At 64.1% G+C, this 22,946-nt stretch carries 21 protein-coding genes; 11 read left to right on the top strand and 10 right to left on the bottom strand.

The features are described 5' to 3' along the window. Positions 1-5: 5 nt before the first annotated feature. The 8 genes from F0185_RS09290 to F0185_RS09255 are packed head-to-tail and all read left to right on the top strand — an operon-like array spanning position 6 to position 7,472. On the top strand, positions 6-1,217 hold the full coding sequence (locus F0185_RS09290; RefSeq protein WP_167223697.1) for an acyl-CoA dehydrogenase family protein: 1,212 nt from the start codon (positions 6-8) through the stop codon (positions 1,215-1,217). Between the two features lie 4 nt (positions 1,218-1,221). Next, complete coding sequence (locus F0185_RS09285; protein ID WP_167223695.1) at positions 1,222-2,037, top strand: methionine ABC transporter ATP-binding protein; 816 nt, start codon at positions 1,222-1,224, stop codon at positions 2,035-2,037. Next, positions 2,030-2,692: a methionine ABC transporter permease gene (locus F0185_RS09280; protein ID WP_167223693.1), complete on the top strand. Its 663-nt coding sequence runs from the start codon at positions 2,030-2,032 to the stop codon at positions 2,690-2,692. Before F0185_RS09285 ends, F0185_RS09280 begins: the two co-directional genes overlap by 8 nt. Positions 2,693-2,718: 26 nt before the next feature. Next, positions 2,719-3,546, top strand: a complete 828-nt coding sequence (locus F0185_RS09275) for a MetQ/NlpA family ABC transporter substrate-binding protein (protein ID WP_167223691.1) — start codon at positions 2,719-2,721, stop codon at positions 3,544-3,546. 4 nt (positions 3,547-3,550) lie between these two features. Beyond that, positions 3,551-4,942, top strand: a complete 1,392-nt coding sequence (locus tag F0185_RS09270; RefSeq protein WP_167223689.1) for an LLM class flavin-dependent oxidoreductase — start codon at positions 3,551-3,553, stop codon at positions 4,940-4,942. Between the two features lie 17 nt (positions 4,943-4,959). Further along, positions 4,960-5,928 carry an aliphatic sulfonate ABC transporter substrate-binding protein gene (locus F0185_RS09265; RefSeq protein ID WP_167223687.1) on the top strand — a complete coding sequence of 323 codons (969 nt, stop codon included), beginning with the start codon at positions 4,960-4,962 and terminating at the stop codon, positions 5,926-5,928. A gap of 3 nt (positions 5,929-5,931) precedes the next feature. Further along, positions 5,932-6,741, top strand: coding sequence for an ABC transporter permease (locus F0185_RS09260; protein WP_167223685.1), 810 nt, complete (start codon positions 5,932-5,934; stop codon positions 6,739-6,741). After that, on the top strand, positions 6,738-7,472 hold the full coding sequence (locus F0185_RS09255; RefSeq protein WP_167223683.1) for an ABC transporter ATP-binding protein: 735 nt from the start codon (positions 6,738-6,740) through the stop codon (positions 7,470-7,472). The genes F0185_RS09260 and F0185_RS09255 overlap by 4 nt, the downstream gene beginning before the upstream one ends. 20 nt (positions 7,473-7,492) lie before the next feature. Here the strand turns inward: F0185_RS09255 and epsC are convergent, their stop codons facing one another. Continuing rightward, a complete protein-coding gene (gene epsC, locus F0185_RS09250; protein ID WP_167223681.1) occupies positions 7,493-8,416 on the bottom strand; it encodes a serine O-acetyltransferase EpsC in 924 nt (307 codons plus the stop codon). A gap of 264 nt (positions 8,417-8,680) precedes the next feature. Here epsC and F0185_RS34755 point away from each other — a divergent pair, with 264 nt between their 5' ends. Together F0185_RS34755 and F0185_RS09240 are read left to right on the top strand one after the other, a co-directional pair. Beyond that, positions 8,681-11,785 (top strand): calcium-binding protein, encoded by a 3,105-nt coding sequence (locus tag F0185_RS34755; RefSeq protein WP_167223679.1) that lies wholly within the window; start codon positions 8,681-8,683, stop codon positions 11,783-11,785. A gap of 254 nt (positions 11,786-12,039) precedes the next feature. Then, the gene (locus F0185_RS09240; RefSeq protein WP_167223677.1) at positions 12,040-14,031 is read left to right on the top strand and encodes a calcium-binding protein; all 1,992 of its coding nucleotides are present in this window, start codon (positions 12,040-12,042) and stop codon (positions 14,029-14,031) included. A gap of 25 nt (positions 14,032-14,056) precedes the next feature. Here F0185_RS09240 and nudB read toward each other — a convergent pair whose 3' ends face one another. The 4 genes from nudB to F0185_RS09220 all read right to left on the bottom strand — a co-directional run bounded on the left by nudB (position 14,057) and on the right by F0185_RS09220 (position 17,440). Then, a complete protein-coding gene (gene nudB, locus F0185_RS09235; protein ID WP_167223675.1) occupies positions 14,057-14,518 on the bottom strand; it encodes a dihydroneopterin triphosphate diphosphatase in 462 nt (153 codons plus the stop codon). A 67-nt stretch (positions 14,519-14,585) separates the two neighbouring features. Then, on the bottom strand, positions 14,586-16,382 hold the full coding sequence (gene aspS, locus F0185_RS09230) for an aspartate--tRNA ligase (protein ID WP_187362485.1): 1,797 nt from the start codon (positions 16,380-16,382) through the stop codon (positions 14,586-14,588). Positions 16,383-16,412: 30 nt separating this feature from the next. Continuing rightward, positions 16,413-17,048, bottom strand: coding sequence for a DUF502 domain-containing protein (locus F0185_RS09225; RefSeq protein WP_166890091.1), 636 nt, complete (start codon positions 17,046-17,048; stop codon positions 16,413-16,415). Between the two features lie 41 nt (positions 17,049-17,089). Then, a complete protein-coding gene (locus F0185_RS09220) occupies positions 17,090-17,440 on the bottom strand; it encodes an FmdB family zinc ribbon protein (protein WP_167223671.1) in 351 nt (116 codons plus the stop codon). Positions 17,441-17,582: 142 nt separating this feature from the next. On the opposite strand from F0185_RS09220, the gene F0185_RS09215 reads away from it, so the two are divergent. Then, entirely contained in the window at positions 17,583-18,566 is a 984-nt protein-coding gene (locus F0185_RS09215) for a peptidylprolyl isomerase (protein WP_167223669.1), read from the top strand. 62 nt (positions 18,567-18,628) lie between these two features. On the opposite strand, the gene F0185_RS09210 is transcribed toward F0185_RS09215, so the two are convergent. The 5 genes from F0185_RS09210 to ubiE all read right to left on the bottom strand — a co-directional run bounded on the left by F0185_RS09210 (position 18,629) and on the right by ubiE (position 22,939). Beyond that, complete coding sequence (locus tag F0185_RS09210; RefSeq protein WP_167223668.1) at positions 18,629-19,225, bottom strand: methyltransferase domain-containing protein; 597 nt, start codon at positions 19,223-19,225, stop codon at positions 18,629-18,631. 13 nt (positions 19,226-19,238) lie between these two features. Beyond that, positions 19,239-20,807, bottom strand: a complete 1,569-nt coding sequence (ubiB, locus tag F0185_RS09205; RefSeq protein WP_167223666.1) for a ubiquinone biosynthesis regulatory protein kinase UbiB — start codon at positions 20,805-20,807, stop codon at positions 19,239-19,241. Then, positions 20,807-21,481: a ubiquinone biosynthesis accessory factor UbiJ gene (locus F0185_RS09200; protein WP_167223664.1), complete on the bottom strand. Its 675-nt coding sequence runs from the start codon at positions 21,479-21,481 to the stop codon at positions 20,807-20,809. Before F0185_RS09200 ends, ubiB begins: the two co-directional genes overlap by 1 nt. 104 nt (positions 21,482-21,585) lie before the next feature. Beyond that, positions 21,586-22,194 (bottom strand): Tim44 domain-containing protein, encoded by a 609-nt coding sequence (locus F0185_RS09195; protein ID WP_167223662.1) that lies wholly within the window; start codon positions 22,192-22,194, stop codon positions 21,586-21,588. Between the two features lie 10 nt (positions 22,195-22,204). After that, positions 22,205-22,939 carry a bifunctional demethylmenaquinone methyltransferase/2-methoxy-6-polyprenyl-1,4-benzoquinol methylase UbiE gene (gene ubiE, locus F0185_RS09190; protein WP_167223660.1) on the bottom strand — a complete coding sequence of 245 codons (735 nt, stop codon included), beginning with the start codon at positions 22,937-22,939 and terminating at the stop codon, positions 22,205-22,207. Positions 22,940-22,946: the final 7 nt, after the last annotated feature.

Genomic DNA, 22,946 nt, shown 5'->3' with positions numbered 1-22,946 from the left:
CCACCATGTCAGCCACCCTGCTCCGCCCCGCTTCCGATACCTCCGCCGATATTCCCGCCAGCGATCCGCTGGGGGTCGCCGCCGCCCTCGCCGAGCGCCTTGCCGCAAGCGCGGTGCAGCGCGACCGCGACGGCGGCCACGCGGCCCAAGAACGCGAATGGATCCGCGCATCGGGTTTGCTGACCTTGTCGATCCCCACCGAATTCGGCGGCCAGGGCGCCCCGTGGCCTGTCGTGTACGAGGCGATCCGCATCCTGGCGCGCGCCGACAGCGCGCTGGCCCACGTGTTCGGCTTCCATCACCTGCAACTGGCCGGGATTCGCCTGTACGGCAGCGCGCAGCAGCAGCGCCACCTGTTGACAAGCACTGTCGAACAGGGCCTGTTCTGGGGTAACGCCTTGAATCCCCTCGACCAGCGCACCACGGCGCTGCGCGGCGCCGACGGCTTTACCCTTGATGGCGTCAAGAGCTTTTCATCGGGCTCGGTCGGTTCCGACTGGCTGACCGTGTCGGCCTGGGACGCCGCCGCCGGCGAAGCGCTGATCGGCGTGGTGCCGACCGCGCAGGCGGGCGTGCGCGTGCAGGCCGACTGGGACGCCTTCGGCCAGAAGCAGACCGACAGCGGCAACGTCCACTTCGACCAGGTACACCTGCCGGCGCAGTACGTGCTGCAAGCGCCCGGCCAGGTCCCCACCGCGCAAGCGACCCTGCGCTCGCAGGTGGCGCAGCTGATCATGGCCAATCTGTACCTGGGCATCGCCAGCGGCGCTTTTGACGCCGCCCGCGAGTACACGCGCGAGCAGTCGCGCCCGTGGTTCGCGTCTGGCGTGGACGCCGCTGCCGACGACCCGCTCATCCAGCACCGCTACGGCCAACTGTGGCTGCTGCTGCGTCCCGCCCAGGTGCTGGCCGACCACGCGGCCCATGAACTGGAACGCGCCTTTAACAAGGGCGCCTTGCTCACCGCACGCGAACGCGGCGAAGTGGCGGTGGCCGTGGCCGAAGCGAAAGCCCTGTCGCACCGCGCCGGCATCGAAATCAGCAGCCAGATGTTCGAACTGACCGGCGCGCGCGCCACCTCGGCCAAATTCGGCTACGACCGTTTCTGGCGCAACGTGCGCGTGCACACCCTGCACGACCCGATCGACTACAAGCTGCGCGACCTTGGACGCTATGTCCTCGATGGCAGCGTTCCCGAACCGACCGCCTATTCCTGACACCATGAGCACGCACACCACTCCCGCCGAACCGCTGATCCGCATCGACGGCGCCAGCAAATCCTTCACCCTGCCGCGCGGCGGCACTTTCGACGCCGTCAAGAACGTCAGCCTCACCGTCGACAAGGGCGACGTGTTTGGCCTGATCGGCAAAAGCGGCGCCGGCAAGTCGACCTTGCTGCGCCTGATTAACCTGCTCGAACGTCCCGACCGCGGCGCCATCAGCGTGGCCGGGCGCGAACTGACCGCGCTGGGCAAGCGCGAACTGCGCGACGCGCGCCAGAACATCGGCATGATCTTCCAGCAGTTCAACCTGCTGCAAAACGCCACCGTGTACGAGAACGTCGCCTTCCCGCTGCGCATTCACGGCACCCTGAACGCGCCGCGCCTGGCCGCGCGCGTGCTCGAATGCCTGGAGCTGGTCGGTCTTGCCGACAAGGCCGAGAACTATCCGGCCCAGCTTTCCGGCGGCCAGAAACAGCGCGCCGCCATCGCCCGCGCGCTGGCCAGCCGGCCCGACGTGCTGCTGTGCGACGAGCCGACATCCGCGCTGGACGCCGAAACCACCCGCGCCCTGCTCGACACCCTGCGCGACATCAATGTGCGCCTGGGCGTGACCATCGTCATCGTCAGCCACGAGCTGTCGGTGCTGGGCGCCATCTGCAACCGGGTCGCGGTGATCGAAGACGGCGCCCTGGCCGAACAATTCGCGCTGGCCGATACCAACAGCGCGCGCATCACCGCACTGGGGCGCGAGCTGGCCTACTACGGCAGCGAAGGTTTCGCCGCCAGCGCATGGAAAGGAGTTGAACATGTTTGACAATATCGTCACCCTGCTGCCCGAACTGTGGGTGGCGCTCGGCCAGACCATGACCATGCTGGCGATCGGCCTCACCGCCGCCGTGGTGCTGGGCGGCCCGCTCGGCGTCGTGCTGTTTCTGGTGGCCGACGGCCAGTCGATGCAAAACCGCCCGCTCGCGCTGGTGCTCGGCTGGATCGTCAACACCGTGCGCTCCTTCCCCTTCATTATTTTGCTGGTGGCGCTGGTGCCGTTCACGCGCCTCATCGCCGGCACCTCGATCGGCCCGCTGGCGGCCGCCGTGCCGCTCTCGTTCGCGGCCATTCCCTACTTTGCGCGGCTGGTGGAACAGAACCTGCGCGATGTGCCGCGCGGCGTGATCGAAGCCGCGCACGCCATGGGCGCCTCCGAATTCCAGATCGTCACCCGCGTGCTGCTGGTGGAAGCGCGCTCCGGCCTGGTGCTGGCCCTGACCGTGCTGTCGATCAGCTTTTTATCGTATTCGGCGGTGGCCGGCGTGGTGGGCGGCGGCGGCATTGGTGACCTGGCGATCCGCTACGGCTACTACCGCTTCGAAACCGACATCATGCTCATCACCGTCGCCATCCTGGTGGTGCTGGTGCAGACAATCCAGTTCACCGGCACCCGCATCGCGCGCCGCATCGACCAGCGCTAATTCACTCACTTTATACAGAGGACACCATGTTCATCGCACGCCGCACCATCCTCGCCGCCATCGTCGGCTTCGCCTTTGCCACTTCCGCCAGCGCCGCCAAGGACCCGAAAGAAATCGTCATCGGCACCAGCGCCGGCCCGTACGCGGACCAGATCAAGCTGGGGATCAAACCGATCCTCGAAAAGCAGGGCTACAAGATCAAGCTGATCGAGTTCAACGACTACATCCAGCCCAACTTTGCGCTGGCCGAAGGCTCGCTCGACGCCAACGTGTTCCAGCACATCGTCTACCTGACCAAGTTCGCGACCGAGCACAAACTGGCGCTGACCGACCTGGTGACCATTCCGACCGCGCCGATCGCCATCTACAGCAAGAAGCACAAATCGCTGGCCGACGTCAAAGACGGCAGCACCGTGGCGCTGCCGAACGACCCGACCAACCAGGCACGCGCGCTGGTACTGCTCGATCAACTGGGCTGGATCAAGCTGCGCGACAAATTCGACCCGGTACGCGCGTCGGAAAAAGACATCGCCAGCTACCAGAAGAAGATCAAACTGGTGCCGCTGGAAGCGGCCCAGCTTCCGCGCTCGCTGCAAGACGTGGACTACTCTTTTGTGAACGGGAACTATGCACTGGCATCGGGCCTGAAACTGACCGAAGCGCTGATCACCGAAAAGATCTCGCCGAACTACATCAACCTGGTGGCGGTGCGCAGCGCCGACAAGCAGAAGCAGTTTGCCAAAGACCTGGCGGCGGCCTACCGCTCGCCCGAGTTCCTGGCCGTGACCAACAAGCATTTCGCCGGCTACGCCAAGACCGACTACCAGCTGGCCCTGCAAGCGGCAGCCAAATAGCATCATGGGCCAACCGATCCGCTTCAACGCGTTCCAGATGAACACCGTGGGCCACCAGTCGCCCGGACTGTGGACCCACCCGCGCGACGACAGCCACCGCTACCTCGACGCCGACTACTGGATCGAACTGGCGCAGCTACTCGAAGCGGGCCACTTCGACGCCATTTTCCTGGCCGATGTGCTGGGCGTGTACGACGTGTACCAGGGCAGCGCCGACGCGGCGCTGCGCCATGCGGTGCAGGCGCCGCTGAACGATCCGCTGGCGCTGGCGCCAATCATCGCCGGCGCCACGCGCCACCTGGGAATCGGCGTCACGGCCGCCCTGACGTACGAACATCCGTACACCTTTGCGCGCCGCATCTCGACGCTCGATCATCTGACGAAAGGGCGCATCGGCTGGAATATCGTGACGGGTTATCTCGACAGCGCGGCGCGCAACCTGGGCCTGCAAAAGCAGCTGGCCCACGACGAACGCTACGACCTGGCCGACGAGTATCTGGACGTGGTCTACAAGCTGTGGGAGAAAAGCTGGGAAGACGACGCCGTGGTGCGCGACAAGGCGTGCGGCGTGTATGCCGATCCGGATAAAGTCCACCCGATCAACCATGAAGGCCGTCACTACAAGGTGCCCGGCATTCACCTGTGCGAACCATCGCCGCAGCGCACGCCCTTTTTGTACCAGGCCGGCGCCTCGCCGCGCGGCATGGCGTTCGCGGCGCGCCACGCGGAAGCGACCTTTGTCAGCGGCCCGAGCGTCAAGGTGGTCAAGCGCTACGTGGACGACACGCGCGCCGCCGTGCGCGCCGCCGGCCGCGATGGTGACGCCTTGCTGGTCTACGCGCAGGCGCTGATCGTCACCGCGCCCACCTCCGACGAAGCGCACGCCAAATACGAGGACTACCAGCGCCATGTGAATATCGACGCCGCCCTGGCCTTGCTGTCCGGCTGGACCGGCGTCGACTTCAGCCGCATCCCGCTCGACGCCACCATCGACTACATCGAGACCGAAGCCGGCCGCTCCGCCCTCGCCTCGCTCAGCGCCGCCGACCCGTCGCGCACATGGACGGTGCGTGAGGCGGCCCGCTTCATCGGCCTGGGAGGACGCGGCCCGATCCTGGTCGGCTCGCCCGGCGAAGTGGCAGACCAACTCGAAACATGGATGGACCAAACCGGCGTCGATGGCTTCAACCTCGCCTTTGCCATCTCCCATGAAACCATGCGCGATGTCGTCGAACTGGTCGTACCGGAGCTGCAGCGGCGTGGCCGCTACCGCAGCGACGGCGACAGCGTCGGCGCCACCCTGCGCCACCAATTGACCGGCAAGGGCGCGCGCCTGCCGGCCAGCCACCACGGCCGCCAGGTCCGTATCGATCCGCCGCTTCAGTCGGCTTCCTGACCCACTTCAAGGACCCCATGAAACGCCGCGACATCCTGCAACTGGCCGCCCTGTCGGTCCTTCCCGCTATCGCCAGCGCGGCGCCGCTGCGCGAACTGCGCCTCGATTACGCCTACTACTCGCCAACGAGCCTGGTACTGCGCCGTTTCGGCTGGCTGGAAGAAGAATTCAAGGCCGACGGCACCGCCATCAAGTGGGTCCACAGCGCCGGCAGCAACCGCGCGCTCGAATACCTGAACGCCAACAGCATCGACATCGGTTCGAGCGCCGGCCTGGCCGCCCTGCTGGCCAAGGCCAACGGCAATCCGATCCGCGCGCCCTACATCTTCTCGCGCCCCGAGTGGACCGCGCTGGTGGTGCGCAAGGACTCGCCGATCCGCACCCTGGCCGACCTGAAAGGCAAGAAGGTCGCCGCCACCAAGGGCACCGACCCGTACCTGTTCCTGCTGCGCGCGCTCAAGACAGCGGGCCTGAAACGCAGCGACATCGAACACGTCGGCCTGCAGCACGCCGATGGCCGCGCCGCGCTGGAACAGGGCCGGGTCGATGCCTGGGCCGGGCTCGATCCGCACATGGCGGCGAGCGAACTGGAAGGCGGCTCGCGCCTCATCTACCGCAACGTGGCTTTCAATACCTACGGTTTCCTGAATGTGCGCGACGACTTTTTGGCGGCGCGCCCGCAGGAGACGGCGCGCGTCATCAAAGCCTATGAACGCGCCCGCAAATGGGTCGGCGCCAACCAGACCGAGGCCGCCCGCATCCTGGCCGAAGAAGCCAAGGTATCGCTGCCGGTGGCGCTGTTACAGATCAAGCTGCGCAGCGATTTCAGCAACCCGCAGCCATCGGCCGAACATGTGAAGGCGCTGCAACTGGCGGCCCCGATCCTGCGCGACGAAGCGCTGGTCAAGCCGGGCACGGATCTCGACAAAGTCATCGCGGACCTGGTCGACACGCGCTTCGCACAAGCGTTCATTGCGCGCGCATAAGCCATGACGACCCATTCCCTGGGCTTGCCGGCGCCAGCGCGCGGCCCGGCCCTGCGCGTGCCGCTCGGCCTGGTGGCGCCGGGCGCCCTGTTGCTGGCCGCCGAAGCGGGCGCACGCAGCGGCCTCATTCCCGCCAACCTGCTGCCGGCGCCGAGCGAGATCCTGCGCACCCTGCTCTACCTGGCGCAGAATGGGCTGGCCGCGCACGTGGCGGCAAGCAGTGCGCGCGTACTGGCCGGTTTTGCGGCCGGCGCCGGCCTCGCGGTGGTGCTGGGCGCGGCGGTGGCGTTGAGCAGGCGCACCGAAGCGCTGCTCGATCCGACCTTCCAGGCGCTGCGCTCGATTCCCTCGCTGGCCTGGGTGCCCTTGCTGCTGCTGTGGTTCGGCATCGACGAGCTGCCCAAACTGGTGCTGATCGCAATCGGCGCCTTCTTCCCGGTCTACATGGGCGTCATCTCCGGCATTCGCGGTGTCGACCGCAAGCTGGTCGAAGTGGCAAGGCTGTATCAATTAGGCCGGTTCGCGCTGGCGCGCCGGGTGCTGCTGCCGGCCGCGCTGCCGGCCTTGATGACGGGCCTGCGCAATGGCCTCTCCCTGGCGTGGATGTTCATGGTGGCGGCCGAACTGATCGCCGCCAGCAAAGGCCTCGGCTACCTGCTCTCGGACGGACGCGAAACCAGCCGCGCCGACATCGTCCTCGCCGCCATCGTGCTGCTGGCGGTGCTGGGCAAAGCCAGCGACAGCGTGATGCAGCTCGTTGAAAAGCATCTGCTGGCCTGGCGCGACAACCATGTCGAGCGGGACGCCGCATGACAGCACTGCTCGAGGTCCACATCGCCGACAAGCGCCACGGCGCGCGCCAGGTGCTGCGCGACACCCACCTGCGGCTGCACGCCGGCGAGATCGTCAGCCTGATCGGCGCCAGCGGCTGCGGCAAGAGCACCTTGCTGTCGATCGCGGCGGGGCTGGACCGCGCGTATCAAGGCCAGGTGCTGCACGATGGCGTGGCGCAGACGGGCGTGCACCGCGACATCGGCGTGATCTTCCAGGAACCGCGCCTGTTCCCGTGGCTGACGGTGGGCCAGAACATCGCCTTCGGCCAGGGCGCGGCCGCAAGCAACGACGGTGCGATGGAACGCCTGCTGGAAGAAGTGGGGCTGGAGGGTTATGCCGGCGCGCTGCCCAAGCAGCTCTCGGGCGGGCAGGCGCAACGCGTGGCGATCGCGCGCGGCCTGTTCGGGCGTCCGCGCGTGCTGCTGCTGGACGAACCGTTTTCGGCGGTCGATGCGTTTACCCGCATGAAGCTGCAGCATTTGCTCACGCGCGTGGCGCGCGAACATGCGCTCACCTTGCTGCTGGTCACGCACGACATCGACGAAGCGCTGCACCTGAGCGACCGCGTGCTGCTGCTCGATAGCGCCGCCGGTCCGGTGGCGGCTGAATTTGCGGTGCCGCTGGCGCGCCCTCGCCTGCGCAACGACAGCGCGCAAACGCCGCTCAAGGTGGCGATACTCCACCGCCTGGAAGTGGCGCACGCGATCTGAATAATGACTGGAGTAACGCGCTAGTCGCTGCGCATCTGCGCCTGCGACACCGTGCTGCCCGGCGCCACGCTGTCGGTCAGCCACACATTGCCGCCGATGGTCGAACCGGCGCCGATGGTAATCCGTCCCAAAATGGTCGCTCCCGCATAAATCACCACGTCATCCTCGACGATCGGATGGCGCGCCACGCCCTTGATCAGGACCCCGTTCTGGTCGGCCGGGAAGCGCTTCGCGCCCAGCGTCACGGCCTGGTACAGGCGCACGCGCTGGCCGATGATGGCCGTCTCGCCAATGACCACGCCGGTGCCGTGATCGATAAAGAAGCTCGGGCCGATGCGCGCGCCCGGATGGATGTCGATTCCGGTCAGCGAGTGGCCGATGTCCGACACCAGGCGCGCCAGGAACGGCACCCCCAGCTGGTGCAGGCGGTGCGCGAAGCGGTAGTACAGGATGGCGATGGTGCCGGGGTAGCACAGCATGATCTCGGCCACCGAGGTGGCGGCCGGGTCGCCCGCCAGCGCGGCCTGCACGTCCGACACCAGCAGCGCGCGGATGTCCGGCAGGGCGGCGGCGAAGTCGCGCGTGATGGCCGCTGCCTGCTGCTCCAGCTCTTCGTCGCCGGCGAGATCCGGCGCGGCCGAAAACAGCAAACCGCGGCGTACCTGTTCGACCAGCCGGTTCAGGGTGGTGGTGAGGGTGTCGCCGACAAAGTAGTCGATGCTTTCGTCGGTCAGGTTGGGGCGTCCGTAATGGGTCGGGAACAGCGCTGCCGACAGACCATTGACGATGACGGTGAGGGCTTCGCGCGAGGGCAACTCGCGCACCCGCCCGTGGTGGCGGATGTTATGCGTGGCTTCGCGTGAGACGCGCAGTTGCTCGATCACGGGGCCAAGGTTCCAGTGCGGCGCGCGGCAGCTGGCAGGTTCGGGAAGGTCGTTTTTCATGATCCGAGCCTAGCGCGGGCGCGCCGGAAACGGAACGAATTATTTTGCACTTGCATATCTGTTTTTCTCGCACTGCTGTAAAGAAATCAGGTGTTGTCGCAGTTGATTATTTTCCTCAAATTTGAAGTTTGACGTCATTGCTCAGATGATATTTTTTCTGCACGTACACAATTGAAGAGATGCCAAGCGACACGCTGACTTCCTCATGCTGTCCAAGCAATTCCGCTCCACTTAATCGACCTCTCCACCGCCAGAAAGAAATTCATGCCCCTGACTACGACCACGATCAACGCTGCAATCACCACCCAGCTCAACGGCACGGCCGGCAATGACACGCTCAACGGCGGCGCAGCCGATGACACCCTGATCGGCCTGGCCGGCAACGACCAGTTGTTCGGCCTGGCCGGCAACGACATCCTCGACGGCGGCGCCGGCAACGACTTCCTCAATGGCGGCCTGGGCAACGATGCCTACCTGTTCGGCCGTGGCGACGGCCGCGACATCGTCTACATGACCGATGTGCGTCCCATGAGCGAAGTCAATACCTTGCGCCTGAAGGACGGCGTGCTGCCGTCCGACCTGGCTTTCGACATGAGCGGCAGCTCCTTGCTGATCAACATTGCCGGCACCAGCGACCAGTTCCGGGTCGATGGTTTCCTGTATGGAAACTCCACGACCAACACCGCCAATCCGCTGCAACAGATTATCTTTGCCGACGGCAATACATGGAATCTTCCCGAGATCCAGGCCAAGTTGTATGCCGGCACCGCCAGTGCCGACGTGCGCGCCGGTACGTATCTGGGCGACGCCATGACCGGCCTGGGCGGCAATGACCTGCTCGACGGCAAAGCTGGCAACGACACCATCGATGGCGGCGCCGACGCCGACACCCTGATCGGCGGTCTCGGCAACGACGAATTGTCCGGCGCAAGCGGCAACGACAGCCTGTCGGGCGACGAGGGCGACGATAAGCTCGACGGCGGCGCCGGCGATGACCGGCTGTATGGCGCCTCGGGAAGCGACTCGCTCGATGGCGGCGCGGACAATGATCGCCTGGAAGGCGGGCGCGATAACGATCTGTTGCTGGGCAACAGCGGCAACGACGATCTGTATGGCGAGGATGGCAATGACACGCTCGACGGCGGCGCCGGCAACGACAGCCTCACGGGCGGCTTCGGCAAGGACGTGTATCTGTTCGGCAAAGGCGACGGCCAGGACACCATCTCGACAGGCAGGAGCCTTGAACCTGGCCGCATCGGCACGCTCCAGTTCAAGGAGGGCGTCTTGCCGGGTGACGTCATCGTCACCCCGGGCCCGGTTGGCTATGGCGGCGTGGTGTTCAAGCTCAAGGATAGCTCGGACCAGGTGACGATCGAGGGTTTCCTGAGCCAAAACGACCCGGCCCTGCCCTACAATCCAGTGCAGGAAGTCAAATTTGCGGACGGCACGACCTGGAACCTGGCTGCCATGCAAGCTGCCTTGTATTCGGGAACCAAGGATGCCGACCGCCTCGAAGGCACGGTCAAAGGCGAGTTGATCAGCGGCCAGGGCGGCAACGACTGGATCGACGGCAAAGGCGGCGACGACACCATCGATGGCGGTGCGGGCAATGATGTCATCAATGGCGGCATCGGCAACGATACCTATCTGTTCGGCAAAGGCGATGGCCAGGACGATATCCGCGCCGTGGACGATGCTGCGCCAGGCAAGCTCAATACCCTGCAATTGAAGGCTGGCATCGCCACTGGCGACGTTATCCTGAGCCGCTACCTGTCGGACCTGATCGTCAGCATCAAGGGCAGCACCGACAAGGTCACGGTCAGTTTCTTCCTCAATGGCGACGATATCGGCAATTCCTTCAATCCGCTGCAGCAAATCCGTTTCGATGACGGCACAAGCTGGGACGCCGCCGCCATTCTCGCCAAACTGAACGCCACCAGCGACGCCGACGACACCATCAGCGGCACCAGCGGCGCCGACCTGATCAATGGGCTCGGTGGCGCTGACAGGCTCGAAGGCCGCGCCGGCAACGACACCCTCGATGGCGGTAGCGGCAACGACACCCTCAACGGCGGTGACGGCAACGATACCTTCCTGTTCGGCAAAGGCGATGGCCAGGACAACATCACCGTCTACAACCGCGGCGGCATCGACACGCTGCAGTTCAAGCAAGGCGTGCTGCCGGGTGACGTGCTGCTCGAAGCGTCGCCCTACAGCGCCCTGGTGGTCAAGATCAAGGGCAGCGCCGATCAGGTGACGGTCGAGCAATTCATGCCCAATCACGATACCAGCACCGACATCAATGCACTGCAGCAGATTCGCTTTGCCGACGGCACCGCCTGGAACCTGGCCAAGATCGAATCGCAGCTGTACGGCGGCAGCGCCGGCGCGGACCGCGTATCCGGCACCGCGAATGCCAATATCATGTTCGGTTTGGGCGGGAATGATTTCCTGGAAGGCAACGCTGGCAACGATACCATCGATGGCGGCCTGGGCAACGACACGATCAAAGGCGGCGGCGACAGCGATACCTATCTGTTCGGTCGCGGCGATGGCGTCGATACCTTGATGCCCACCTACGATTATTCGCTTGGCAAGGTCGACGTGCTGCAGTTCAAGGCGGGCATTGCACCAGCGGACATCACGCTGGCAACGTCGTACGACAATCTGCTCATCAAGATCGCTGGCGGCAGCGATCAGGTCCAGGTCGGCAGTTTCCTGGCCCAGGACGATACCGCCAACGCCGGTAACCCGCTGCAAGTAATTCGCTTCGCCGACGGCACCGTATGGAACCTGGCAAAGGTGGAAAGCGTGCTGTACGCCGGCACCGGCGGCGCCGAGGAGATCAGAGGCACCTTCAAGTCCGACGTCATCAATGGTCAGGGTGGCAACGATACGATCGACGGCAAGGCCGGCAACGATACTATCCGTGGCGGCAACGGCGACGACCAGATCAACGGCGGCAGTGGCAACGACACTTACCTGTTCGGCAAGGGCGATGGCCAGGACATTTTGTCCGGGAACAACAGCACGGCAGCGGGCGAGATCGACACCCTGCAATTCGACGCTGGCATCGCCGGCGCCGATCTGCAACTGGGCAAGTCGGGCACCAGCCTGGTGATCAAGATCGCCGGCGGCACCGACCAGCTGACGGTCTACAACTTCCTGTCGCAAACGAGCACGCCGAATCCGGCCAATCCGCTGCAACAGATCAAGTTCGCCGATGGCGTCAGCTGGGATCTGGCCAGGATCAATGCGGAACTGGTGGCCGACAGCACACCGGCCCCGGTATCGCCATCGTTCGCCAGCATGGCGGCGCCCGAACTGGACATCGGCCTGGTCGGCCTCGCCGTGCCGCTCGTGATGTAAGCCTGGCAAAAAGCGGGAAACTGGCCAGCACCCTGCCGCCCGGTTTCCGCTGGCGCATCCTGCGCGCAGTCGCGGGAGCGCCGATCCGGCCGGCGCCCGGCATGCCGGTCGGATCGCCTTCCTTCAAATTATTCAAATGTTAAGATTTCATTTCGAATTAATTTCCATAGTGATATTATCTTAAAGTCAAGTTTCTCAAAATTGACAATGTAGATAGCCATATCGGCAAGCTCAACAATAACCCAGAAAATCACATGCATACCAACACGCGCGACGCCCTTCTTTCCGTCACCGCGGCAGCCTATCTCGGCACTGCGGGCAACGACACCCTTACCGGCGGCGATACCGACGACGTCCTCAACGGCCTGGCCGGCGCCGATAAGCTGTACGGCCTGGCCGGCAACGACACCCTCGACGGAGGTGCCGGCAACGACATCATGGATGGCGGCCGCGGCAACGATACCTACCTCTTCGGGCGCGGCGACGGGCGCGATATCGTATTCGACGCCGGCGTGCGCCCGCTCGGCGAGATCAACACCCTGCGCTTCAAGGCTGGCGTGCTGCCGGCCGATATCGCATTCGACATGAGCGGTAATTCCTTGCTCATCAATCTCATCGGCAGCACCGATCAGGTGCGGATCGACGGTTTCCTGTACGGCAATAGCATGACCAACACCGCCAATCCACTCCAGCAAATGGCGTTTGCGAACGGGACTACCTGGGACCTGGCGGCCATCAGCACGGCCCTGTACGCCGGCACCGAATTGGCCGACACGCGCAACGGCACCTACCTGGACGATCGCATCAGCGGCCGCGCTGGCGACGATGCGCTCAGCGGCAAAACGGGGAACGATGTCCTCGACGGCGGCAGCGGCAACGACTCTCTCAGCGGCGACGGCGGCAACGACACCCTCGATGGCGGCACTGGCAACGATCGCCTGTATGGTGGCGCCGGCAACGACACGTATGTGTTCGGCAAAGGCGACGGCCAGGACACCATCGTTACCGACCTTGACCAGCAAACGGGCTCGGTCGACACGCTCTCGTTCAAGGCAGGCGTGCTGCCCAGCGACATTGAACTGACGGCGAACGAGAGTACGCTGATCATCAAGATCAAAGGCGGCACCGACCAGTTGACGGCACATGGTTACGTGCCCCTACCGGCTGCCAATACCTACACCAACCCGCTGCAGCAGTTCCTCTTCGCCGACGGCAGTAGCTGGAACCTGGCGGCCATCAATGCGAAGTTGTATGCAGGAACCAGCGCTGACGACACGCTCAATGGCACAGGGGGCAACGACCGACTCTACGGCCAGGATGGGGCGGACCGGCTTTTTGGCGCCGGAGGCAACGACACGCTGGAGGGCGGCGCCGGAGCAGACATGATCCAAGGCGGCGCGGGCGACGATACGTATGTATACAGCCATGGAGACGGGCACGATGATGTCGATTTCGTCGGCAGCTCAATAGGAAATGGATTTAACACGCTGCAATTCAAAGCGGGCATACTTCCCGACGATATTCAACTGAGGAGTGGGGCAACGACGTTGATGGTCAGGTTCCTCGACGGAAGTGGACAGATCTCTTTTCCCACTTTTCTGACAGACGGAACGACAGCCAATCCCCACAATACCTTGCAACGGATTACCTTCCCCGATGGCACCAGCTGGGATCTCCCGGCAATTGAGGCCAAGTTGTTCAATGGAACAGAAATTGATGACATGATTGGCGGCACCAACGCTGACGACAAGATAACTGGTCGTGGTGGGAATGACATCTTGAATGGCGCGGTCGGCAACGATACGCTCGATGGTGGCAAGGGAGTGGATGAGCTTCAGGGCGGCTTGGGCAACGATACCTACGTGTTCGGCAAGGGCGACGGCCAGGATACGGTCAAGGCCAGCGAAGCGGAGTCAAGCCCCACCACGGTCAATACGCTGCAGTTCAAGGCCGGCATTGCTGGCAGCGATCTGCAACTGAGCGCAGCGGGCCACGCCCTGCTCATCAAGATCGCCGGCACCACCGACCAGATTCGGGTGGAGAGCTTCATATGGCAAGAAACATCGAATTGGTACAATCCACTGCAGAAAATCAGTTTTGCCGATGGCGTGACATGGGATCTGGCACGCATCAAGGCCGAGCTGCTGGCCGATACCACGCCGGTCCCGGCCAGCGCGGCGTGGCTGGAGACGCCGTCGGCGGAGGTCGATATAGCACTGATTGGCAACACGATGCCAATCGCCTAAGGCATCGGCAACCCTGCCCTGCCGCTCAGCTAACCCCGCGCGGTAGCCGACGCGGCAGTTGCAAAATCGCTTCCGCGTTGGACGATGAAAAACAGCGGTCGGCCGCCTCCACGTGAGGCAGCCAGACATGCTGCAAATGCTCGCGCGCGCTCAACACAATGGGCGTCTCGCGCGGTACGCACACGCTGAACACATGTTCGGTGTTGTGCGTCACACCCGGCGCGTAGCGGTGCCGCCAGACCGGGTAAATCTCATAAATATTCGACAAATGCCAGTCGCACAGTGCGATGCGGCCGCCATCGGCCACGATCCCGGTTTCCTCGAACAGTTCGCGCGCGGCGGTGTCCGGCAGCGGTTCATCGGGCGCGTCGAGCGAACCGGTGACGGACTGCCAGAATCCCGGCTTGTCGGCGCGCTCGATGAGCAGCACCTCGAGCGCGGGCGTGTGGATGACGACGAGGACGGATTCCGGAATTTTAGCGGGCATGAGTCGTGATAAAAACCAAGGCCAGGATCGGGACGAAAAAAAAGCACGGCGAACCGTGCTTTTCAGTTTAAACGATCTTCGGTTCGGCGTTGCGCAAGCGGATGTGCAGTTCGCGCAGTTGCTTCTCGTCGACTTCGGACGGGGCATTGGTCAGCAGGCACTGGGCGCGCTGGGTTTTCGGGAAGGCGATCACGTCGCGGATCGAGTCCGAGCCGGTCATCATCGTCACGATGCGGTCCAGGCCGAAGGCCAGGCCACCGTGCGGCGGCGCGCCGTATTGCAGCGCGTCGAGCAGGAAGCCGAATTTCAGCTGGGCTTCTTCGGCATCGATCTTCAGTGCGCGGAACACCTTGCTCTGCACTTCTTCACGGTGGATACGGATCGAACCGCCGCCCAGTTCCCAGCCGTTCAAGACCATGTCGTAAGCCTTGGCGATACACGCGCCAGGGTTCGTTTCGAGCATGTCTTCGTGGCCGTCTTTCGGCGCCGTGAACGGATGGTGGGTCGCGGTCCAGCGGTCCGACTCTTCGTCGTAGTCGAACATCGGGAAGTCGACCACCCACAGCGGGCGCCAAGCGTCGTCGAACAGACCGGCTTTCTTGCCGAAGTCGGAATGGCCGATTTTGACGCGCAGCGCGCCGATGGCGTCGTTAACGACCTTGGCCTTGTCGGCGCCGAAGAAAATCAGGTCGCCGTCTTCGGCGCCGGTTTTTTCGAGGATCGCGGCCAGTGCGGCATCGTGCAGCGATTTGACGATTGGCGACTGCAAGCCGTCACGGCCCTTGGCCTTCTCGTTGACCTTGATGTAAGCCAGACCCTTGGCGCCATAGATGGCCACGAACTGGGTGTACGCGTCGATCTCGGAACGCGGCATGCTGCCGCCCTGCGGCACGCGCAGGCCCACAATGCGCCCGCCCACCATGTTGGCGGCGCCGGCGAAGATCTTGAATTCAACATCCTTGACGTCGTCGGTCAGGTCGGTGAATTCCATCTTCACGCGCATGTCCGGCTTGTCCGAACCGTACAGGCCCATCGCGGTGGCGAAGTCCATCACCGGGAACGGGTTCGGCAGGTCGATATCGAGCGTGTTCTTGAACACGATGCGGATCATTGCTTCGAACAGGTCGCGGATTTCCTGTTCGGTCAGGAACGAGGTTTCGCAGTCGATCTGGGTAAATTCAGGCTGGCGGTCGGCGCGCAAGTCTTCGTCGCGGAAGCACTTGGTGATCTGGTAGTAACGGTCGAAGTTCGCGACCATCAGCAACTGCTTGAACAGCTGCGGCGACTGCGGCAGCGCGAAGAAGCTGCCGGCGTTCACGCGCGACGGCACCAGGTAGTCGCGCGCGCCTTCCGGGGTCGACTTGGTCAGCATCGGCGTTTCGATATCGATGAAGCCGAGGTTGTCGAGGTACTTGCGCACTTCCATCGTCACCTTGTAGCGCAGGCGCAGGTTGTTCTGCATCTGCGGACGGCGCAGGTCGAGCACGCGGTGGGTCAGGCGGGTCGTTTCCGACAGGTTGTCGTCGTCCAGCTGGAACGGCACCGGCACCGAGGCGTTGAGCACTTCGACGGCGCTGGCGACGATTTCGATCTTGCCCGACTTGAGGTTGTTGTTGACCGTGTTGCCGATACGCGCGGTGACCACACCGGTCACGCGCAGGCAGTATTCGTTACGCACCGCTTCGGCGACCTTGAACATCTCCGCCTGCTCCGGATTGCAGACGACCTGCACCAGGCCTTCGCGGTCGCGCAGGTCGATGAAAATCAGTTGCCCGTGGTCGCGGCGACGGTGTACCCAGCCGCACAGGCTGACGGTTTGGCCCAGCAGTTCTTCAGTGACAAGGCCGCAGTAGTTTGTACGCATGGAGGACATAGTGTTTTCAGTCTAGGTTGGTTATTCAACGGGCGCGGAAACAAGCGCCGCACTCTCTTTGGTTGGCAAATGCTCGGGGGCGACGACGCCCATCGAGACGATGTATTTGAGGGCCGCGTCGACACTCATGTCGAGTTCGATGACCTTGCTGCGTTCGAGCATCAGGAAAAATCCTGAGGTCGGGTTCGGCGTGGTCGGCACGTAGACGCTGACGAAGTCGCCCACCAGGTGATTCTTGACGTCGCCGCCCGGCACCCCGGTCAGGAAACCGATGGTCCAGCTGTCGGCATGCGGATACGGCAGCAGCACGGCCTTGCGAAAGGCGTTGCCGGACGAGGAAAACAAGGTGTCCGACACTTGCTTGACGCTGCCGTAGAGCGAGCTGACCACGGGAATGCGATGCAGCAGGCGTTCCCACAGGCGCACCAGGTAATTGCCGACCAGGTTATTGGCCAGCAAGCCGGTGAGGAACACGATGGCGATGGTCAGGATCGTGCCCAGGCCCGGAATGTCGCGTCCGAACAGGGCCGCCGGACGCCAGTGGGCCGGCACCAGCAGCAGCGACTGGTCCATGGTGCTGATGACCAGGTTCAGGACCCACAGGGTGATCGCCAGCGGGACCAGGACCAGCAGTCCGGTAATGAAATATTTACGCATTCGGCTCTCGGTGATTGACGGGACGCGGCGCGTCCCTTGGCTCAGGTCGTGCTGCCGGGGGTGGCTGCGGGCTTGGCGGGCGCCGCCGGCGCCGACGAATCGGCGGCGGGTGCGGCGGCCGGGGTTGCGCCCGCGCTAGCCGACGCGGTAGCCGACGCGGCTGCGCCGCCCTCGGCCGGACCGCTGGCGGTCCCTTTCGAAGGCGCGGCGCCGCCGCGGAAGTCGGTGGCATACCAGCCGGTTCCCTTGAGCTGGAAGCCGGCGGCGGTTAATTGCTTCTTGAAAGAAGGCTTGCCACAGGACAGACAGACCGTCAACACCGGGTCGGAGATCTTCTGCAATACATCCTTGGCAAAACCGCATTCATCGCAGCGGTAGGCGTAAATCGGCATTGAATACTCCGCAAAAATCGTCAAAACCCTGAATTATAAGCTTTTTCAAGATCGCAAGCATAAATGCCCAGCCACGGGGATGGTAAGATGCGTGCCTGCTGCGCGGCATGCGCCGGGCTAACTTGAAAAAGGAAATTGAACGATGTTGATTAAGTCTCGTGTTCTGCTCATCGGCGCTGCCTCGGCGCTGGCTCTGGCCGCCTGCGGTCCAAAAGATGCAAGCAAGGCCGCGCCCGCTCCTGCGGCGAATACGCCGGCCGCATCGGCCGCCGCGCCTGCCGGCGTTGCCGCCACCGTCAACGGCACCGTGATTTCGACCGCCACGGTCGACATGATGGTCAAGGAACGCACCGCCCAGGGCCAGCCGGACACCCCGGAGCTGCGCAAGGCCATCATCGACAACCTGACCATGCAAACCCTGGTGGCCAACGAAGGCATCAAGAAGGGCCTGGACAAGAGCGAGGACGTCACGCGCCAGCTGGAACTGATCAAGCAGTCGATGACGGCCAACGCCTTCATCCAGGACTGGATGAAAGCCAATCCGGTGACCGACGCGATGGTCAAGGCCGAATACGACAAGATGGTCACCTCGGCCGGCGGCACCGAATACAAGGCGCGCCATATCCTGGTCAAGGAAGAAGCTGACGCGAAAAGCATCATCGCCAAGCTGAAAAAAGACGCCAAGGCCTTCGCCGGCCTGGCCAAGGACAAGTCGATGGATCCGGGCTCGAAAGTCAACGGCGGCGACCTGGGCTGGTTCAATCCGGCCAGCATGGTGCCCGAGTTCGGCGCGGCCGTGGCCAAGCTGGAAAAAGGCAAGTTCACCGAAGAGCCGGTCAAGTCGCAGTTCGGCTACCACGTGATCATGCTGGAAGATTCGCGCCCGATCGCACCGCCGCCGCTTGAGCAGGTCAAGGAACAGATCAAGCAGCAGCAGCAGCGCACCAACATGAAAACCTACCTGGACAAGCTCAAGGCGGACGCCAAGATCGACATCAAGATCAAGACTGATTCGTCCACGCCTGTCATGTCGGGCAACGCTCCGGCGGCGCCGCCTGTGGAGACGGCACCGGCAACCCCGGCCGCTGCGGAGCCGGCAGCGGCAACCCCGGCCGCATCGAAGTAAGCAAGCACTGCGTGATGCGCGCCGCGCGCGCATCACGCCCGTTCCCCCTCAGCGGGAACGGTTCACTTGCGTTGCCACACCTGCCAGCGCTCCTTGCCGGCGAACACGGCAATCGAATCCTCCACGGCAGCATCTTCCACACAGCGAAATGACGGCGTCAGCAGCGCATCGAGCGCGGCTTGGTTGATGCCGAACGGCGGCCCCTTGGCCGCATCGTCAAAAAAGAAAAATCCCGCCAGCAACGCTCCCGGCGCCAGCAAGCTGGCCCAGCGCGCGGCCACCCGTGGCCACATGGCGCGCGGCAAGGCGCACAGGAACGCCCGCTCGTAGATCAATTCCAGCGCGTCTGGCGGAGCATGGGTAAAAAAATCGGCCTCGCGCACGCGCGCGCTCCACGGCCCGAGCGCCGCCTTGGCGGCCGCCACCGCCACCGGCGAAAAATCGATGGCGGTCGCATCCCACCCGGCCTCGCACAGACAGGCCAGTTCGTAGGCGGCGCCGCAGCCGGGAATCAGGGTGCGCAGCGGGCGCGCGGAGCGCTCGACAAAGGCGCGCAGCGCGGCCGGCGCCGCGCCCCGGTCCCAGGGCGTAACGCCGCGCGCGAAGCGCTCGTCCCAGAAGGCGGGCGCTTGCGGATCGCGGCTGGCGAAGTCATTCATCCGGGCAGGCCCATCAGAACAGATGGGCCCAGCGCCCGTACACCAGCGCCACCGTCGCGCCGGCGACGATCAGCGCGGCCCCGCCCAGCGCCAGCGAGAGCAGGCGGTTGGTGCGCTGCTGTTCGATCACCAGCAGTTTGAGCAGGTCCTGGTTGACGGTGGACGGCTCGGCGGCTTGCTGCAAGGCGCGATGCACCAGGCGCGGCAATTGCGGCAGGATATGGGTGTAGCGCGGCGCCTCGGCTTTCAGGCGCTCGACCATGCCGCGCACGCCGACCTGCTCGCCCATCCAGCGTTCCAGGTAGGGCTTGGCGGTCTTCCACAGGTCGAGGTCGGGGTCGAGCTGGCGCCCCAGGCCTTCGATATTGAGCAAGGTCTTTTGCAGCAGCACCAGTTGCGGCTGGACTTCGACGTTGAAGCGGCGCGAGGTCTGGAACAGGCGCAGCAGGATTTGCCCGAACGAAATATCCTTCAGCGGTCGGTCGAAGATCGGCTCGCAGCAGGCGCGCACGGCCGATTCGAGCTCGTCGACGCGGGTTTCGCGCGGGGCCCAGCCCGATTCGATGTGCGCTTCGGCCACGCGCTTGTAATCGCGCCGGAAAAAGGCCAGGAAGTTTTGCGACAGGTAATCCTTGTCGAAATCGTTGAGGGTGCCGACGATGCCGAAGTCGAGCGCGATATAGCGCCCGAAGGTGGCTGGCGCCACCGAGACCAGGATATTCCCCGGATGCATGTCTGCGTGGAAAAAACCATCGCGGAACACCTGGGTGAAAAAGATTTCCACGCCATCGCTGGAGAGCTTTTTCAGGTCCACGCCCTCGGCCGCCAGGCGGTCGATCTGCGACACCGGAATGCCGTGCATGCGTTCCATCACGATCACGCTGCTGGCGCAGTAATCCCAGTACATCTCGGGCACCATCAGCAGGTTCGAGCCGGCGAAGTTGCGGCGCAGCTGGCTGGCGTTGGCGGCCTCGCGCATCAGGTCGAGCTCGTCGTGCAGGTATTTGTCGAACTCGGCGACCACTTCGCGCGGCTTGAGGCGCTTGCTGTCGGCCCAGATGCGCCCGATCCACTCGGCGGCGATGTGCATCAGCGCCACGTCTTCGTCGATCGATTTTTTCATGCCGGGACGCAGCACCTTGACGGCGACTTCCTTGCCATCTTTCAGGGTGGCGAAATGGACCTGGGCGATCGAGGCCGACGCCACCGGCGTGCGGTCGAAACTGGCGAACAGTTCGTCCGGATGGGCGCGCAGCGAACGCGTGATCTGGGCAATGGCCAGGTCGGAACTGAACGGCGGCACCCGGTCTTGCAGATGGGTCAGCTCGTCGGCGATATCGAAGGGCATCAGGTCGCGCCGGGTCGAGAGCACCTGGCCGAACTTGACGAAAATCGGTCCCAGTTCTTCCAGCGCCATGCGCAGGCGCACGCCGCGCGGGGCCGAAATATCGCGCCAGAAAATCACATTGTCGATCAGCTTGGCCGTGCGCGGCACTTTCAGGCCCGAGATGGCGATTTCATCGAGGCCGTACTTGACCGCGACCCGGAGAATTTTGAGCAGGCGCAGGAATTTCAATACCATTAAAGATCCGTTTTCTGTTGCCCGGCGGCACTGAGCGCATCCGGTGCGGCGCTTGGGTGCGCCAGCTTGTGTTCGAGCCGCGCGAGGCGCTTGGCGGTGCGTTCGACATCGTCGCGCAGGCGGCTCACGTCGGCGCCGAATTCCTCGACGGCGCTTGGGCGCACCAGCAGGGGCTGTTCTTCGAGAAAATACTCAGCCAGGTTTTCAGTCACCTTGCCGTGCAAGGCGCGCACGCCGTCGAACAGGCTGCGGGCACCGCCGGCGAGGCGGTTGGCGGCGATCGGGCCGACCACCCGTTCGAGGTCGTGCTCGGCTTCCCAGCGCAAGCCCTTGCTCAGTTGCGAAATCGTATTGGCGAACTCGGCGTCACCCTCGATCTTGACGTAAGAAAAGGCCCGTTCGCGGTTCTGGGCGATCAGCGGCAGGTCGGCCAGCTTGATCCGGATGGTGACGTTGGCGCCCTCTTCCGTCGCGGCGGGAACGACCTCGACCATGCCACCGCGCGTGACCAGCAGGCGCAGCGCAATGCCGCTGGCGTCGATGCAGGCGACTTTGCCGCTGTGCGGCGCCAGCGCATCCCTGGCCCAGGCTTCCTGCGCCAGCAAATGATTGATTGCGGCGATGGCGGGCGCCATCAGCGCGGAGTGGGGACTAAACGAGTTCGGTGGTGACATGTGGGCACGCTTAAAAAACAAAACCGCCGGGGAACAAGGCGGTTTTGATCTTACCAGTTCGGCAGGCACTTTTCCGGCAGCACTGTTACTTTGAGAAAGAATAATCAGGAAAGCTGCCCGATGCCGGCCAGCTTCCAGTCGCCGCCGCCCTTGACCGGCTTGGACATATTCCACACCTCGGCCAGCGGCTCGGGCGCGGCGCCGGGCGCGGTGCGGATCTGGCCGCTGAAGCGGACGGTGGCGCGGTAGCTCTCGCCGACCGTCTCGACGCCCAGCAGTTCGGCCTCGATAGCCACCACGTCGGTCACGCTGGCGCCGGGCGCCTGCATTTGCGGTTGCAGCTCGGCGTACACCTGCGGCGTGGTGAACTGGCGCAGGTCGTTGGCGTCGGCCTTGTCCCAGGTCTTTTGCATGCGGATGAAGGTGGCCTTGGCCTGGCGCAGCAAGGCGCCGGTATCGACGCCGGGCGGAATCGCCGGCTTGGCGCTCGCCGGGGCCGCTGCCGGCCTGGCAGCGGCATCGCGCCGCCGGATGCTGCGGTAACCGAAGAAACCGGCCAGGCCGAACAGCATGACCGCGCCGCCGATGTAGACCGTGGGCGGATATTCCGACGTGGGCGCCGAGGTGGGCGCGGCAGCCGGAGCCTGCTGGGCCATGGCCGCGCCGCTGAACGCGCTCAGGGCGAAAAGCGTGCTTGCAACAAATTTTTTCATCGTACCGTTCCTAGAATTTGATACCCGTGTGCAACGCCGCCACCCCGGCCGTCAAATTGAAATACTGGACCCGCTCCAGGCCGGCCGTTTCCATCATGGTCTTGAGGGTTTCCTGGTCCGGATGCATGCGGATCGACTCGGCCAGGTAGCGGTAGCTGTCGGCGTCGCCGGCGATTTTCTGGCCCAGCCACGGCAGTACCGAGAACGAATACACATCGTACGGCTTTTGCAGGGGCGCGGCGACCTTGGAAAATTCCAGCACCAGCAGCTTGCCGCCCGGTTTCAGCACGCGCCGCATTTCGGCCAGCGCCTGGTCCTTGTGGGTCATGTTGCGCAAACCAAAAGCCACACTGACCCGGTCGAAGTAATTGTCGGGGAATGGCAGCTTTTCGGCGTCGCACAGCAAGGTCGGCGTGATCAGGCCCTTGTCGAGCAAGCGGTCGCGGCCGACGCGCAACATCGATTCGTTGATGTCGGTGAGCCAGACTTCGCCGGTCTTGCCGGCCTGTTTGGCAAAGGCCTTGGCCAGGTCGCCCGTGCCGCCGGCGATATCGAGCACCTTGAAGCCCGGGCGCACGCCCGCGTTGGCGATGGTGAAGGTTTTCCAGAGCCGGTGCAAGCCGCCCGACATCAGGTCGTTCATCACATCGTACTTCGATGCGACCGAATGGAACACCTTGGCCACTTCGTGGACCTTGTCGTCCTCGGAGACCGTTTTGTAACCGAAATGTGTGCTGTTTGTCATAGTAGGC

Origin of the sequence: Massilia rubra (assembly GCF_011682065.1) — a bacterium.
Lineage (GTDB): Bacteria > Pseudomonadota > Gammaproteobacteria > Burkholderiales > Burkholderiaceae_D > Telluria_A > Telluria_A rubra.
The sequence above is the reverse complement of the archived record's forward strand: the minus strand, read 5'-3'. Positions and strand labels throughout refer to the sequence as shown.

Coding starts and splice junctions, on each gene's coding strand:
- F0185_RS09290 (WP_167223697.1), top strand. CDS start 6: ATGTCAGCCACCCTGCTCCGCCCCGCTTCCGATACCTCCGCCGATATT.
- F0185_RS09285 (WP_167223695.1), top strand. CDS start 1,222: ATGAGCACGCACACCACTCCCGCCGAACCGCTGATCCGCATCGACGGC.
- F0185_RS09280 (WP_167223693.1), top strand. CDS start 2,030: ATGTTTGACAATATCGTCACCCTGCTGCCCGAACTGTGGGTGGCGCTC.
- F0185_RS09275 (WP_167223691.1), top strand. CDS start 2,719: ATGTTCATCGCACGCCGCACCATCCTCGCCGCCATCGTCGGCTTCGCC.
- F0185_RS09270 (WP_167223689.1), top strand. CDS start 3,551: ATGGGCCAACCGATCCGCTTCAACGCGTTCCAGATGAACACCGTGGGC.
- F0185_RS09265 (WP_167223687.1), top strand. CDS start 4,960: ATGAAACGCCGCGACATCCTGCAACTGGCCGCCCTGTCGGTCCTTCCC.
- F0185_RS09260 (WP_167223685.1), top strand. CDS start 5,932: ATGACGACCCATTCCCTGGGCTTGCCGGCGCCAGCGCGCGGCCCGGCC.
- F0185_RS09255 (WP_167223683.1), top strand. CDS start 6,738: ATGACAGCACTGCTCGAGGTCCACATCGCCGACAAGCGCCACGGCGCG.
- epsC (WP_167223681.1), bottom strand. CDS start 8,416: ATGAAAAACGACCTTCCCGAACCTGCCAGCTGCCGCGCGCCGCACTGG.
- F0185_RS34755 (WP_167223679.1), top strand. CDS start 8,681: ATGCCCCTGACTACGACCACGATCAACGCTGCAATCACCACCCAGCTC.
- F0185_RS09240 (WP_167223677.1), top strand. CDS start 12,040: ATGCATACCAACACGCGCGACGCCCTTCTTTCCGTCACCGCGGCAGCC.
- nudB (WP_167223675.1), bottom strand. CDS start 14,518: ATGCCCGCTAAAATTCCGGAATCCGTCCTCGTCGTCATCCACACGCCC.
- aspS (WP_187362485.1), bottom strand. CDS start 16,382: ATGCGTACAAACTACTGCGGCCTTGTCACTGAAGAACTGCTGGGCCAA.
- F0185_RS09225 (WP_166890091.1), bottom strand. CDS start 17,048: ATGCGTAAATATTTCATTACCGGACTGCTGGTCCTGGTCCCGCTGGCG.
- F0185_RS09220 (WP_167223671.1), bottom strand. CDS start 17,440: ATGCCGATTTACGCCTACCGCTGCGATGAATGCGGTTTTGCCAAGGAT.
- F0185_RS09215 (WP_167223669.1), top strand. CDS start 17,583: ATGTTGATTAAGTCTCGTGTTCTGCTCATCGGCGCTGCCTCGGCGCTG.
- F0185_RS09210 (WP_167223668.1), bottom strand. CDS start 19,225: ATGAATGACTTCGCCAGCCGCGATCCGCAAGCGCCCGCCTTCTGGGAC.
- ubiB (WP_167223666.1), bottom strand. CDS start 20,807: ATGGTATTGAAATTCCTGCGCCTGCTCAAAATTCTCCGGGTCGCGGTC.
- F0185_RS09200 (WP_167223664.1), bottom strand. CDS start 21,481: ATGTCACCACCGAACTCGTTTAGTCCCCACTCCGCGCTGATGGCGCCC.
- F0185_RS09195 (WP_167223662.1), bottom strand. CDS start 22,194: ATGAAAAAATTTGTTGCAAGCACGCTTTTCGCCCTGAGCGCGTTCAGC.
- ubiE (WP_167223660.1), bottom strand. CDS start 22,939: ATGACAAACAGCACACATTTCGGTTACAAAACGGTCTCCGAGGACGAC.